Source organism: Ornithinimicrobium cavernae (genome assembly GCF_003121625.1).
Lineage (GTDB): Bacteria > Actinomycetota > Actinomycetes > Actinomycetales > Dermatophilaceae > Ornithinicoccus > Ornithinicoccus cavernae.
Genome location: NZ_QDDJ01000008.1, coordinates 72,880 through 86,224 on the forward strand (window position 1 = coordinate 72,880; position 13,345 = coordinate 86,224).

Below are 13,345 nucleotides of genomic sequence, written 5' to 3' on the forward strand. Positions count from 1 at the left end.
AACGACCGCCTCCGGTCACGCCCTCGAACGGGCCGGCAGCAGGAGCAGCAGCAGACCAGCGGTCAGCCAGCAGGACAGCACCAGGAACGCCGGCCCGGACGCTGCGCCGTCGAACCACGCCACCGAGCGCAGGGCGGTGCCGGTGGCTCCGGGAGGCAGGAGCTGCCCCAGCGTACCCCAACCCGCCGGCAGCATCTCCGGGGCCGACTGGGCACCGGACAGCGGGCTGCCGAGCAGCACCATCACCAGCGCCGTGAGCCCGATCCCGGCGTAGCCGATCAGCCGCACCAGCCCGAGGACCACTGCCCCGACCGACGCGATCCCGAGGGCCAGCACGCCCGCGTTGGCCCAGTAGGACCCGCCCAGGGCGCCCAGCCACAGCTGGCTCACGGCGCCGAGCACGAGGCCTCCGGCCACCGCCAGCACGGCCAGGGTCGAGAGCTGTCGACCACGGCCGCGTACGGCGAGGGCACTGGCCGCCCCCGAGATGATCCCGGCGATGACGAGCGGCAGCACGGCTGAGGCCAGGCCGGCCCCCCGCTGGTCGTCTGCAGGAAGGGGCACGAGATCGGTCACCGGCAGCGGGCCGCCGACCTGGGGTGGCACGTTCGCGGCGAACTGCCCGAGCAGCTGGGCGACGGCCGGGCTGGCTGCCGTGGCCGTCAGCAGCTCCCCACCGCCGGGGCCGAGGACGATCGCCCCGTAGACCTCACGGTCGGCGATCGCCTGTTCGGCTGCCGCCCGGTCCGCGACCGGGCGCAGGTCGAAGGCGCCCTCGCCCGCACCCTGGGCCAGCGCGCCACCGATCTGCTCGGCGACCGCCGGTGGTGCCACGACCGCGACCGGCAGATCCCGCGGACCGGCGTTCACGGCGGGCCACGCGAAGGCCGTCCCGATCACGAACAGCAGGGTCGCGACCCCGACGGCGAGCGCCGCGATCCGGGACCACTGCGTCGGCTCCCCACCTCCCGCAGCGGTTGCGACCTCCCGTCCCCCACCGTCGTGGCGGTCCTGCTCCTGAAGCTGCAGTGCCATGATTCCTCCTCGTAAACGAACGTTCCTTCTGTTTAATCCACTGTCCTCCTGCCTCCGGCACTTGTCAAGAACGATTGTTCGGTTTTAGGGTCAGGCATGCCCAAGGTCACCGACGAGCACCGCCAGGCCCGCCGCGAGCAGATCCTGCTCGCCGCCATCACGTGTGTCGCCGAGGAGGGCTTCCACAAGACGACGATGGCTCATGTGATCAAGGCCTCGGGGCTGTCCGCTGGGGCGGTGTATGGCTACTTCCGCAGCAAGGAGGAGCTGATCCTGGCCATCGCCGACCACGCCCTCGGCTACCTGAACCAGGCCATCGGTCAGATCCAGGCGATGGACCCGGTCCCCTCCCCCGTCGAGGTGACCCGCCTGCTGACGACCACGATCGTCGAGCGGGCGGAGGCGGGGCCGGTCGACCTCACGCGCGTGGCGGTGGCGGCGTGGGCCGAGGCCGTCCGCGACGAGTCGGTCCGGGCAGCCGTGGCCGGCCGGATCCGTCAGATCAGGGGCGCGTATGCCGAGGTGGTGGTCGCGCAGCAGGCCGCCGGACTGATCGACCCGGACGCTGACCCGGAGGTCGTCGCCAGGTCACTGTTCGGCGTGATGCCGGGCTTCGTGCTGCAGCGCCTGGTCACCCAGGACGTCACCCCGGAGGACTACGCGGCAGGCTACGCGGCGCTGCGGCACTGAGCGGCCGCGAGCGCTCCACGCCGTGCGCTCGGTCAGGAGTGGGCGGCGGCGAGGAAGGCGTCGATCTCGGCCGCGGTCGGCGCCGTGGCGGGACCGCGGCGGGTCACCTTGATCGCCCCTGCCGCGTTGGCCCGTGTGCAGGCCGTCTGCGGGTCGGTCCCCGCCGCGAGCTCGGCCACCAGCACTCCGGTGTGCGCGTCGCCGGCACCGTTGGTGTCGACCGGTTCCTGCGGGTACCCGGGCAGGTGCTCCACCCGCCCGTCGGCGAGGAGGTGGCAGCCCTCGGGCCCGTCCCGCACGATCACCAGCGCACCGGCGGGCAGCGACTCCGCGATCCGCGGCAGCGTGGAGGTCAGCTCCGCCAACCCGGTCAGCTCGTGGGCCTCCTCGGCGTTGCTGGTCCACACGTCGGTGAGAGCCAGCATCCGGTCGCGCACCGGTGCCTCCAGCGATGCGAACGCCGCGCCCGGGTCGAGCACGACCGCCACCCCGGGCACGAGCGACTCCAGCCACTGCAGCAGCGGGTCGCGGGTCGGCTCCAGCAGGCTGTAGCCGGTCACGCACACCAGGTCCCCCGCGACGGGCGCCGACAGGCCCAGGCCCTCCACGGTGATCTGCCGCTCGGCCCCCAGCGTCGTGACGAAGGTGCGCTCGGCGCTCGGCTCGACCAGCACCACACACACGGCCGTGTCGGCGTCCCCGACCGGAGGAGCCGACAACCCGACGCCCTCCGCGGCCAGCGCCGCCCGGACCAGGTCGCCGTTGGGCCCGGTCCCGTGCGCCCCGGCATGGACGGCCCGGGCTCCCGAGCGGGCGGCCGCCGCGAGCACGCTCACCGAGCCCCCCGCATACCGGGTGAAGGACTGTGCCATCACGTTGCCGCCGCGCCTCGGGATCGTCCCGACCTCCACCACGAGGTCGACGAGGGCCTGACCGGTGTGGATCACCCTGTTCACGCGCAGCACTGTAGGCCCGCGAGCGGCGCCTCCCCGGGATGACGCGACGGACGACATACGATCAGGGGCGTTCCACGCACCCACCCGACCCCACGGAGGCCCTCGAAGTATGGCGCGCCGCACCCCACCCGGCCCGGACCTGTTCGACGTCGAGCAGAAGATCATCGACATCGACGTCCGGGACGAGATGCAGGGAGCGTTCCTGGAGTACGCCTACTCGGTCATCTACTCCCGGGCGCTGCCCGACGCCCGTGACGGCCTGAAGCCGGTGCAGCGCCGGATCCTGTTCGGCATGCACGAGATGGGGCTGCGGCCGGACAAGGGACACGTCAAGAGCTCGCGGGTCGTCGGTGACGTGATGGGTAAGTACCACCCCCACGGCGACACGGCGATCTATGACGCGCTGGTGCGCATGGCACAGCCGTTCACGATGCGGCTGCCGCTCGTTGACGGGCACGGCAACTTCGGGTCGCTCGACGACGGTCCCGCCGCCAGCCGCTATACCGAGGCCCGTCCGGCACCGGCCGCGCTGCTGATGACCAGCAGCCTGGACGAGGAGACGGTCGGCTTCGTCCCGAACTACGACGACCAGCTGATGCAGCCCGAGGTGCTGCCCGCCGCCTTCCCGAACCTGCTGGTCAACGGCGCCTCCGGCATCGCGGTCGGCATGGCGACCAACATGGCTCCGCACAACCTGGTCGAGGTCATCGCCGCGTGCCGGCACCTGATCGCCCAGCCCGACGCCACGCTGGATGACCTGATGCGCTTCGTGCCCGGACCGGACCTGCCGCTCGGCGGCCGGATCGTGGGCCTGGACGGCATCCGCGACGCCTACGAGACCGGGCGGGGGTCCTTCAAGACGCGCGCGAGCGCACGCATCGAGAACATCACCGCGCGTCGCAAGGGCATCGTGGTCACCGAGCTGCCCTATCTGGTGGGCCCGGAGAAGGTCATCGAGAAGGTCCGCACCCTGGTGCAGGGCAAGAAGCTGCAGGGCATCTCCAACATCACCGACCTCACCGACCGGACCAAGGGCCTCCACCTGGTCATCGAGATCAAGAACGGCTTCAACCCCGAGGCGGTCCTGGCCCAGCTCTACAAGCTGACCCCGATGGAGGAGAGCTTCGGGATCAACAACGTGGCGCTCGTGGAGGGCCAGCCGCGCACCCTCGGGCTCAAGGAGCTCCTCCGGGTCTATGTCGAGTTCCGCACCGACGTGGTGCGGCGCCGCACGGAGTACCGCCTCCGGCGCAAGCAGGAGCGCCTGCACCTGGTCGAGGGCCTGCTCGTCGCGATCCTGGACATCGACGAGGTCATCCAGCTCATCCGCGGCAGCGACGACGCCGCGGCGGCCCGTGCCAGGCTGATGCAGGTTTTCGACCTCTCCGAGCTGCAGGCCAACTACATCCTGGAGCTGCAGCTGCGCCGGCTCACCAAGTTCTCCCGCATCGAGCTGGAGACCGAGCGCGACGAGCTGCTCCGCGAGATCGAGCGGCTCTCGGCGATCCTCGAGGACCGTGCGCTCCTGCTCAAGGTCGTGTCCGACGAGCTCGCCGAGGTCGCCAAGACCCACGGGACGCCTCGCCGCACGGTGCTGCTGGAGTCGGACGGCATGTCCGCCACCGCGGCCGCGAGCACCCCCCTGGAGGTCGCCGACGACCCGTGCTGGGTGCTGCTCAGCTCCACCGGCTTGCTCGCCCGCACCTCCACCGACGAGCCGCTGGGCACCGGCGGCTCACGGCGCAAGCACGACGTCATCGTCTCCGCGGTGCGCACCACGGCCCGCGGCTCGGTGGGGGTCGTGACCTCGGCCGGCACGGTCGTGCGCCTGTCCGCGCTCGAGCTGCCCACCCTGCCACCGACCAACGGCGCCCCCACCCTCTCCGGCGGGGCCCCGCTCGCGGCGTTCGTCGACCTGCCCGCCGGCGCCCTCCCCCTGGCGCTGTGCTCGCTCGCGGACGAGGGACCGGGGCTGGCGCTAGGGACCAGGCAGGGCGTGGTCAAGCGGGTCAACCCGGACTACCCCGGCAACAAGGACGAGTTCGAGGTCATCTCGCTCAAGGACGGCGACCAGGTCGTCGGCGCGGTGGAGCTGACCACCGGCGAGGAGGACCTGGTGTTCGTCACCGACGACGCGCAGCTGCTCCACTTCAGTGCCTCCGGCGTGCGGCCCCAGGGCCGCAGCGGGGGTGGCATCGCCGGCGTCAAGCTCTCGGCCGGTGCCTCGGTCGTCGGGTTCTGGGCGGTGGACCCGTCCGGGGACAACGTCGTGGTCACGGTCTCGGGGAGCAGCGGCTCGCTGCCGGGCACACAGACCGGCTCGGTCAAGGTGACGCCGTATGCCGAGTACCCGGCCAAGGGTCGCGCGACCGGCGGCGTCCGGTGCCACCGCTTCCTGCGCGGCGAGGACACGCTGCTGCTCGGCTGGGTCGGCGCTGCTCCCGCGATGGCCGCCTCCGGCAACGGCGTGCCGGTCGAGCTGCCCGAGGCCACTGGCAAGCGGGACGGGTCGGGCACCCAGGCGGGCGCGCCCATCACCGCCATCCACTGAGACCGGCGTCAGGACCTCGTCAGCGGGAGGCCACGGCCGACGCCCGCGAGCGGCTAGCGTCCAGCGGATCGGGTCTCGGCCCACTCATCGACCCACGCACCGTCGGTCGGCACCTGCTGCGGCTCGTCCAGCAGCCTGATGCTGCCGGGCTCCAGCCCGTGCCGGTCGCCGAACAGCGGCAGCACCTCGGCCGCGAAGCGCTCCGGCCTGTCCCGCACCACCACCCAGACGTGCTCACGCTCCCGGCTGCGCGCCTCCGCGACGAGCCAGCCCCCGGCATACTCCCTCTCGAAGGAGCCGACCAGGGTCGACTCCTCACCCGGCTTCTCCACCGTCACCACCGGGGCCTGCTCGGGCGACCCGACGAGTTCGCGCTCCGTCTCGAGGTCGTGGTCGGACTGCTCGCGCAGACGCGTGAGCTCCTGCACGGTCAGCTGCGTGGTGAGCGGATAGACGGTCCACTCCGCGGCATAGGTGAACGTCCGGCCGAGCAGGGTGCCTCCCTCGCGCAGGTCCAGGAACCGTTCGCGCAGGGCCGTCGCCGGGGTCATCCGCAGCCCGCGCTCCCGCGGCCGCAGCAGGAGCAGGTGCTCGGAGGCGACGGTGGCCGTGTGGCGCAGCGCCCGGGCACCGCGCAGACAGAGCCAGCCGGCCAGCCCCAGCCCCACACCGACCAGGAGTGGATCGAGCAGACCGAAGTCGCCCTCGCCGGCGAGCCAGGCCGTGAAGATCAGCGTGAGAGCTGCCAGGACCCACAGGATCACGGCTGGGCCGACGCACCAGGGCGTGAACCCGCTGAACGGCTCAACGACCGGCAGCCCGCGGCCCAGCTGGCCGGGTCGGTCGGCCGCCCACCGGACCGTATGCCGTGCCTCACCGAGCGCGATGACGTGCCGCCAGGTGGTGCTCACCCACGTCAGGACGACCGCGAGCGCCAGGAGGACCAGCGCCGGCACGACCAGCGCCGCACCGCTCACCCCGATCCGGGCGGCGAACTCCTCGAACTGCACGTCCTGGCTGTCCGCCCAGATCACGGCCACGACGAGGAGCGCCCCGGCCACCCCCAGGAGCACGAGGACGACGCCGAACAGCCGCGACAGGCGGCGCCCCCACCGCTCGACAGCCAGCCCCTCGGGGTGCGTCCGGCGCCGGTCCGCGAGCAGGTCCAGCCCGTCCTGGACGCTCTCGCCGGTCACGACGGGGTGGTTGGCCAGCAACCGGTCCACCGCTTCAGCGCCCCGGACCCCCAGGAGGGTGTCCATCGGCCCGGTCCCCAGCCAGCGCCGTAGCCGTCGCGCGGCGCGGCGACGTTGCGCCGGCGTCAGTTCCTGACCGTCCTGCTGGCTCACCTGGTTGCCTCTCGTCCTGTGATCGTGTCCTGTCCCACTGTCGACGGGAACGACCGCCCGCTGGTTCCGTGCGATCGGTGCCGCTCGGGTCGGGTCATCCACGCACCGGCGCCAGGGTGCGGAGCCACTGCCTGGTCTGTCGCGCACTGCGCAGGTGCACCACGTCAGGCGGCTCGCGGTGGGGCAGCGACCCGCCGGCAGTGGCCCGCTGCACCACGCTCTGCGGGTCGGCGGCCCAGCTCCGGATCCGGTCCCGCTTGCGGGCCCAGCTGCGGAAGTGCCAGATGATGATCGACTCGCGGGAGAGGACCTGCCGCCACGTCTCGGTGTTGCCGTTGCACATCTCCTGCTGCGTCACGGCTCGCGAGACGGTGCGCCGGATCAAGCGCTGCAGGGAGAACCACCGCGGGTAGTCGAGGGCCACGATGAGGTCCACCCGCGCCAGCGGCACGTCGAGCCACGCGCCGTAGGCCGTGTCGAGCACCCACGTCTCCCCCGCGCAGAGCTCCTCGGCACGCTGGCGCTGTTCCTCCGGAGGACGCAGGGTCCACCCGGGCAACCAGCCGATCTCGTCGTCGACCGAGTGCCAGGGCAATCCGGTCGACTCCCCGATCTGCCTGGCCAGGGACGTCTTGCCCGACCCGGTCACGCCGTAGACCATGATCCGCTGCGCCCTCGTTCCCTCCACCACGGCATCCTGTCACCCCCGTCAGCTCCCAACGGGTGCCATCGTCACGGCCGCTCCGCTGGAGCGTGTGACACATCGGGTGGTGGACAGGTGACGGATGTCCCTGTCGGGCGCCGATCGCGTCCTTAGGCTGGTGTCCGTAGGGACCACACTGAGGCAGAGGGCGGGTCGTGACGCAGACGGCAGAACAGCAGAAACACACCAGCACCGGGCAGGATGTCCTGGTCGTCGACGGGCTGGTGCGCCGCTTCGGGGACCTGACCGCGGTCGCCGACGTGTCGTTCCGGATCGCGCCCGGGGAGACCTACGGTCTGCTCGGCCCGAACGGCGCCGGCAAGACGACCACGATCTCGATGATCGCTGGGCTGCTCGAGGCCGACGAGGGCTCGGTCACCGTCGTCGGGCAGCCGATGGGGCCCACGAAGGTCGCGCCCAAGCGGCACCTCGGGCTGGTCCCCCAGGACCTGGCCATCTATCCGGACCTGAGCGCCCGGGAGAACCTCACCTTCTTCGGCAGGCTGCAGGGGCTGAGCGGGGGTGGCCTGAGGGCCCGGGTCGCCGAGGTGCTCGAGCTGACCGGGCTCACGGACCGGGCGAAGGGCCCGACCAAGGAGTTCTCCGGTGGCATGAAGCGCCGGCTGAATATCGGCATCGGGCTCCTGCACCAGCCGACCCTGCTCATCCTCGACGAGCCCACCGTGGGCGTGGACCCGCAGTCGCGCAACGCGATCCTGGAGTCGGTGGAGAACCTGTCCGGTGAGGGCATGGCCGTGCTCTACACCACGCACTACATGGAGGAGGCCGAGCGGCTCTGTGACCGGATCGGTATCATCGACTCCGGCACGCTCCAGGCGGAGGGCACCCGTGATGAGCTGATCCGTCTCATCGGAGGGGTCGACAACATCCAGCTCACCGCGGCCGGCGACACCGAGGCGGCCGCCGAGGCGCTCCGCGCCCTGCCCCCGGTCGCGCGGGTCGACGCGGACCGCGGACGCCTGCAGCTGACCGTCCACGACGCGCCGACCGCGGTGGCCCAGATCGTCACGACGGCCACGGCCTCGGGGCTCCAGCTCAGCGATGTGCAGATCAGCCGTCCCAACCTTGAGTCGGTCTTCCTGCACCTCACCGGCAAGGCACTGCGGGACTGACATGGGCCAGCTCATCACGCTGCTGCGGACCGACCTCGTCCAGCGGCTCAGGGACAAATCCGTCATCATCTTCGCGGTCATCGTGCCGATGGCTCTGATGGGAGCCATGAATCTGGTCATGGGAGACGCCATGGACATGGAGCTGGAGACGGCGACCGTCGCGGTCTCGGCGCCCGAGGGTGATCAGCTCGCGGCCGCCCTGGTTCAGTCACTCCCGGAGATCGGCCTGGACGTTGAGGTCACCGAGACCGGCGCGAAGGACGTGCAGGCCCGCGCCGAGTCCGGTGACGCCAGGCTGGCCCTCGTGATCCCCGACGGCTTCTCGGCGGCGCTGATGGCCGGCGAACCGGTCGAGGTCACCGCGATCCGGGGTGATGGTGCGGGGCTGGAGTCGAGCGTCGTGCTCGCTGTGGTCCAGGGCTTCCTGGACCGGGCCGGCGCCAGCGCCGTCGCCACCGCGGCAGGTGCGGCGCTCGGGCTGCCGCCGGCCCAGCTGGGCGGGCTCGCCCAGCAGGTCGCCACCGGAGACTCCGCCATCACCCTGGTCTCCGGAGAGACCTCGGACGAGCAGTTGGACCCCAAGGGGGCCCTGGTCGCCGGTCAGGCGGGACTGTTCCTCATGTTCACGGTCAGCTTCGGTGTCCTGGGGCTGCTGGCCGAGCGGGAGCTCGGCACGCTGTCCCGGCTGCGCTCCATGCCGATGAACCCGGTGCTGGTGGTCCTGTCCAAGGTGCTGAGCAGCTTCGTCCTGGGCGTGGTGGCCACCAGCATCCTGCTCACGGCGGGAGGCCTGCTCTTCGGCGTGGACTTCGGCTCACCGGTGCCCGTCGCCGCCCTGATCGTCTGTGCGGTGATCGCGACCACCTCGCTGACGTTCATCGTGATCAAGCTCGCCAAGACCTCCGAGCAGGCCAGCATCATCCAGACGATCCTGGCGATGGTGCTCGGCATCGCGGGCGGGGCGTTCTTCCCGATGAGCGGGGGCGGACTGCTCGGCACCATCCTCGACCTGAACCCGGTGGCCGCGATGATCCGTGGTCTCGGCATCACCAGCGGTGGCGGTGGCCTGGGCGACATCGTGACGCCGGTGCTGATCATGCTCGGCTTCGCGGCGGTGGCGCTGCTGATCGCCCGGGTCGTGCCCGACCGGGGGGCGATGGCATGAGGGCCGCACTCGCGATCGCCGGCGTGGAGCTGCGTCGCTTCGTCAAGGACAAGGGCAACGTCTTCTTCACCTTCATCTTCCCGCTGGTCCTCGTCTTCGTGCTGGGCTCCCAGTTCGGTGGCTCCGCCTCCTCAGGCACCGTCACGATCACCGGACCTGCCAGCGACCTGCGCACCGCGGTCTCCGAGCAGCTGGAGGACAACGACGTGACCGTGCAGCTCGCGAGTCACGACGACATGCTCGAGCAGGTTGCCCGGGGGCGCACGGACGTCGGTCTGATCATCGACGAGGAGGCCGTCACGGCATACTCCGACGGCGGTTCCGCCGAGCTGGAGATGATCGCCAGCAGCTCCTCCACGAGCTCCGCGGCGCAGCAGCACGTGCGAGTCGCCGTCAGCAACCTGGACCTCCAGCAGCTGCAGCTCCGGGCGCTCGAGGAGGCCGGGGTCCCGACGACGGAGGCCTCCGAGGCGCTCGACACTGCCGCCGGCCAGGTCAGTGAACCGACCCTCGAGGTGGTGAGCGTCGACCGGTTGTCCCAGGAGTTCCAGGGGCTCGGGCAGTTCGACCTGGGGGCGTCCTCACAGCTGCTGCTGTTCACCTTCCTGACGTCGCTGGCCGGGTCCTCGACGCTCATCAACGCCCGACGGCAGGGCGTGATGGGCAGGACCCTGGCCGCACCGGTCAGCACGCTGCAGGCCATCGTCGGGCAGTCCTTCGGGCGCTGGGTGATCGCGTTCTTCCAGGGTGGCTACATCATGCTCGCGACCTGGCTGCTGTTCGATGTGGACTGGGGCAACGTGGGGCTGTCCCTGCTGGTGCTGGCCGTGTTCGCCCTGGTCGCAGCCGGTGCCGCCATGGTGCTGGGCTCGGTGCTGGACAACGAGGGCGCCGCCGTGGGCGCGGGTGTGGGCCTGGGCCTGGTGCTGGCCGCCATCGGTGGCGGGATGGCGCCGCTGGAGATCTTCTCCGACACGATGCGGCAGGTCGCGCACGTCACCCCGCACGCCTGGGGTTACGACGCCTTCGCCGAGATCCAGCGCCACGGGGGCGGGATCACCGACATCCTCCCGCAGCTGGGCGTGCTCGTCGCCATGGGTCTCGGGGTGCTGCTCCTGGGCACCTGGCTGCTACGGCGAAGCCTGGCGCGCTCGCTGTAGGCCACCGTGGAGATCCCGACCATCGACGGCACGCCCCGGTTCGGGAACGGGTTCGCCCCGATGGTCGACGGGTAGGTGTCGACCTCCAGCAACGGTGACGGACCCAGGTGACGCACAGGGTCCGCTCAGCCATACGGCATACCCTCAGGGACGTGGACCCCGCGACGACGCCCGCCAGTCACCAGCTGACCCAGCTCGCCACGTCCGGGGACCTTGCCCGGGTCCGTGCCGACTTCACCCGCTTCATGATGGAGTACAAGTTCGGCATGGACGAGATCGAGACCAAGATCTCGATCCTGCAGGAGGAGTTCACCCACCTGCACGACTACAACCCGATCGAGCACGTGCTGACCCGGCTGAAGACTCCCGAGTCGATCCTGGAGAAGGTCCGGCGCCGCGGTCTGGACCCGTCCTTCGAGGCCATCCGCGACAACATCACCGACATCGCGGGGGTCCGGGTGACCTGCAGCTTCGTCCGGGACGTCTACCAGGTCTACGACATGCTCTCCTCGCAGCCGGACATCGAGGTCCTCGCGGTCAAGGACTACATCGAGCACCCGAAGCCCAACGGCTATCGCAGCCTCCACGGGCTCGTCCGGATCCCCGTGCACCTGTCGGACCGGATCGTGCCGGTCACCGTCGAGCTGCAGCTGCGGACCGTCGCAATGGACTTCTGGGCCAGCCTCGAGCACAAGATCTACTACAAGTACCGCGAGGCCGTGCCCGAGGATCTGCTGGCGCAGCTGCAGGACGCGGCCCGCACCGCGGCCGATCTGGACGACCGCATGGAGCGGCTGCACGTGCAGACCCATGGTGACTTCGTCGACAGCGACCGGCCGGGACCTACCGACGAGGTCGTGCGGCAGCTCCAGGAACTGCGCCGGGCACGGGTGAACAACCGGTTCGTCTGAGGCGGTTCTTACGGAATCTTTACCTGTGGACAACGCTCTGTAGCGATGCCGCGGGCGAGACTGTCTTGCGTGACCGGCTCGTGGGGGACCTGCGGGCACCTCGACCCGGAGGGAATCCGTGAAGAAGACACTGCTCGCGCTCGCGGCTCTGACCGGACTGTTGGCCGGGTGCCAGGGAAGTGCCGCTCCCGCAGATCCGCCCGCCAGCCAGGACGCGCTCACGACAGACACCGAGCCGACAACGGCTGACGCGGAGCCGAGCACCGGCGGGCCGCCCGATGACGTCGAGGACACGTCCGCGCCTCCCGAGACGGAAGCGGAGGGGCCGCCGGAGCTGCCAGAGGAGGCGAAGGAGGACTCCGAGGCCGGGGCCGAAGCCTTCGCGCTGCACTACATCGAGATGATCAACTACACAGGCCGCTACCCTGAAGTTGGACTCCTTGAACCCTTCGCATCCGAGACTTGCAAATCTTGCGCAAACCATGAAGATTCGGTTGCTTATATGGTTGAGCATGGAGAGACCATGGAAAAGGATGGTCTTGATGTAGGGACCAGCGTGTCCCTCCACCAGCCCGCCGATAGCGAAGCCTTGGTGCGAGTGCCGATTACCCAAGTGCCACAACCTGTTCTGGGCCCAGAACAGGAGATTACAGACGAAATCGATAAAATCGACGCAACAATGGTGTTCGATCTTGAGTGGCAACAAGACCACTGGATAATTCGAGAAATAACCATCGATATGGGCAAGCAATGATTGCAGTTGTCGCTCTCTCGACACTGCTCCTACTGACTTCACCCGAACCGTCGGAACCGCCACCGGAAGAGCCACCTTGTCGCTTGGTGGTTTGTGAGGTTGGCGGTGGAGGTTCATACGTTGGCCTGAGCAGAAAAGCAACTAGAGACCTCGTTGGGGTCTATCCTCCTGGGAACGGCCCAGAGAACCCAGAACGCTGGTTTGAATATTCAGCCGTTATTATGTGCGCGGGAAATGACCCACTCAACCCTGATCTGGTGCACTGCGAATGGGCGGCAACCTACTGTGAACTGCATCGGCCCGACAGCTCAGGTCCGTACTCGAATATCTACCGACGCATTGTCGATAGTGACGGCGAGGTCGGCACCTTCACGCTGGTCGGCCCAACCTGTTACCGCTCGGATGTGCCCGCCCGCTCGGGAGAGCGGTCCGAGGGACTGACCGAGGAGATGATCCTCGAGCAGTTCCACCAGACCGACTTCGCGCTGCCGACCGTATCGATCGAGCCGCCCGATGGCCGCACCCTGGTCAACCTGCCCGTGTTCTATGAGCTCGTGTGGCCGCAGGACGGCTACGAGCCGGACGAGGTCGATACGACAGAGATCATCGGGCACGAGGTCCGCATCCGGCCCACTCTTGAGTCGGCGACCTATCACTTCGGCGACGGGGAGTCGTTCGGTCCCACCGAGTCTCTCGGTGGGCCCCACCCGGACGGCGACGTCACGCACGAGTACTCCCACGCAACCACGGTCGAGCCCCACGTCACCGTGGTCTACGGCGGTGAGGTCAGCGTCGACGGGAGCGCCTGGGCCACGATTCCTGGCACCGTGACCGTTGACGGGCCGGTGAACCCCCTTGAGGTCCTGACCTCCACGAACCGCCTCTACGACTGAGACGAAGAAACCGGCCCCACGAGCACGTGCTCGTGAGACCGGTTC

The 13,345-nt window shown here is 69.9% G+C and carries 12 protein-coding genes; 8 read left to right on the plus strand and 4 right to left on the minus strand.

The window, feature by feature from the left end; all coding sequences use genetic code 11:
• Positions 1-15: 15 nt before the first annotated feature.
• Positions 16-1,035 (minus strand): ABC transporter permease, encoded by a 1,020-nt coding sequence (locus tag DA085_RS10595; protein WP_202619186.1) that lies wholly within the window; start codon positions 1,033-1,035, stop codon positions 16-18.
• A gap of 96 nt (positions 1,036-1,131) precedes the next feature.
• Here DA085_RS10595 and DA085_RS10600 point away from each other — a divergent pair, with 96 nt between their 5' ends.
• Positions 1,132-1,725 (plus strand): TetR/AcrR family transcriptional regulator, encoded by a 594-nt coding sequence (locus DA085_RS10600; RefSeq protein WP_109472945.1) that lies wholly within the window; start codon positions 1,132-1,134, stop codon positions 1,723-1,725.
• 32 nt (positions 1,726-1,757) lie between these two features.
• On the opposite strand, the gene DA085_RS10605 is transcribed toward DA085_RS10600, so the two are convergent.
• On the minus strand, positions 1,758-2,681 hold the full coding sequence (locus DA085_RS10605; RefSeq protein WP_237565442.1) for a PfkB family carbohydrate kinase: 924 nt from the start codon (positions 2,679-2,681) through the stop codon (positions 1,758-1,760).
• 109 nt (positions 2,682-2,790) lie between these two features.
• Between DA085_RS10605 and DA085_RS10610 the strand changes: the two genes are divergently transcribed.
• Positions 2,791-5,232, plus strand: a complete 2,442-nt coding sequence (locus DA085_RS10610; RefSeq protein ID WP_109472947.1) for a DNA gyrase/topoisomerase IV subunit A — start codon at positions 2,791-2,793, stop codon at positions 5,230-5,232.
• Between the two features lie 53 nt (positions 5,233-5,285).
• On the opposite strand, the gene DA085_RS10615 is transcribed toward DA085_RS10610, so the two are convergent.
• Together DA085_RS10615 and DA085_RS10620 are read right to left on the minus strand one after the other, a co-directional pair.
• Positions 5,286-6,581 carry a hypothetical protein gene (locus DA085_RS10615; RefSeq protein WP_154402169.1) on the minus strand — a complete coding sequence of 432 codons (1,296 nt, stop codon included), beginning with the start codon at positions 6,579-6,581 and terminating at the stop codon, positions 5,286-5,288.
• 94 nt (positions 6,582-6,675) lie between these two features.
• Entirely contained in the window at positions 6,676-7,269 is a 594-nt protein-coding gene (locus tag DA085_RS10620) for a P-loop NTPase family protein (protein ID WP_202619187.1), read from the minus strand.
• 170 nt (positions 7,270-7,439) lie between these two features.
• Between DA085_RS10620 and DA085_RS10625 the strand changes: the two genes are divergently transcribed.
• From DA085_RS10625 to DA085_RS10650, 6 genes are all read left to right on the plus strand, one after another.
• Complete coding sequence (locus DA085_RS10625; protein WP_237565443.1) at positions 7,440-8,417, plus strand: ABC transporter ATP-binding protein; 978 nt, start codon at positions 7,440-7,442, stop codon at positions 8,415-8,417.
• 1 nt (position 8,418) lies between these two features.
• Positions 8,419-9,582, plus strand: coding sequence for an ABC transporter permease (locus DA085_RS10630; RefSeq protein WP_109472950.1), 1,164 nt, complete (start codon positions 8,419-8,421; stop codon positions 9,580-9,582).
• Positions 9,579-10,742 (plus strand): ABC transporter permease, encoded by a 1,164-nt coding sequence (locus DA085_RS10635; RefSeq protein WP_109472951.1) that lies wholly within the window; start codon positions 9,579-9,581, stop codon positions 10,740-10,742. Before DA085_RS10630 ends, DA085_RS10635 begins: the two co-directional genes overlap by 4 nt.
• 152 nt (positions 10,743-10,894) lie before the next feature.
• Complete coding sequence (locus DA085_RS10640) at positions 10,895-11,653, plus strand: GTP pyrophosphokinase (RefSeq protein ID WP_474100142.1); 759 nt, start codon at positions 10,895-10,897, stop codon at positions 11,651-11,653.
• 118 nt (positions 11,654-11,771) lie between these two features.
• The gene (locus DA085_RS10645; RefSeq protein WP_109472952.1) at positions 11,772-12,407 is read left to right on the plus strand and encodes a DUF6318 family protein; all 636 of its coding nucleotides are present in this window, start codon (positions 11,772-11,774) and stop codon (positions 12,405-12,407) included.
• Positions 12,408-12,811: 404 nt separating this feature from the next.
• Positions 12,812-13,300, plus strand: a complete 489-nt coding sequence (locus tag DA085_RS10650) for a hypothetical protein (RefSeq protein WP_109472953.1) — start codon at positions 12,812-12,814, stop codon at positions 13,298-13,300.
• Positions 13,301-13,345: the final 45 nt, after the last annotated feature.

Bases quoted from the DNA above. Each gene is read 5' to 3' on its own strand.
- DA085_RS10595 (WP_202619186.1), bottom strand. From the start codon at position 1,035: ATGGCACTGCAGCTTCAGGAGCAGGACCGCCACGACGGTGGGGGACGG.
- DA085_RS10600 (WP_109472945.1), top strand. From the start codon at position 1,132: ATGCCCAAGGTCACCGACGAGCACCGCCAGGCCCGCCGCGAGCAGATC.
- DA085_RS10610 (WP_109472947.1), top strand. From the start codon at position 2,791: ATGGCGCGCCGCACCCCACCCGGCCCGGACCTGTTCGACGTCGAGCAG.
- DA085_RS10630 (WP_109472950.1), top strand. From the start codon at position 8,419: ATGGGCCAGCTCATCACGCTGCTGCGGACCGACCTCGTCCAGCGGCTC.
- DA085_RS10635 (WP_109472951.1), top strand. From the start codon at position 9,579: ATGAGGGCCGCACTCGCGATCGCCGGCGTGGAGCTGCGTCGCTTCGTC.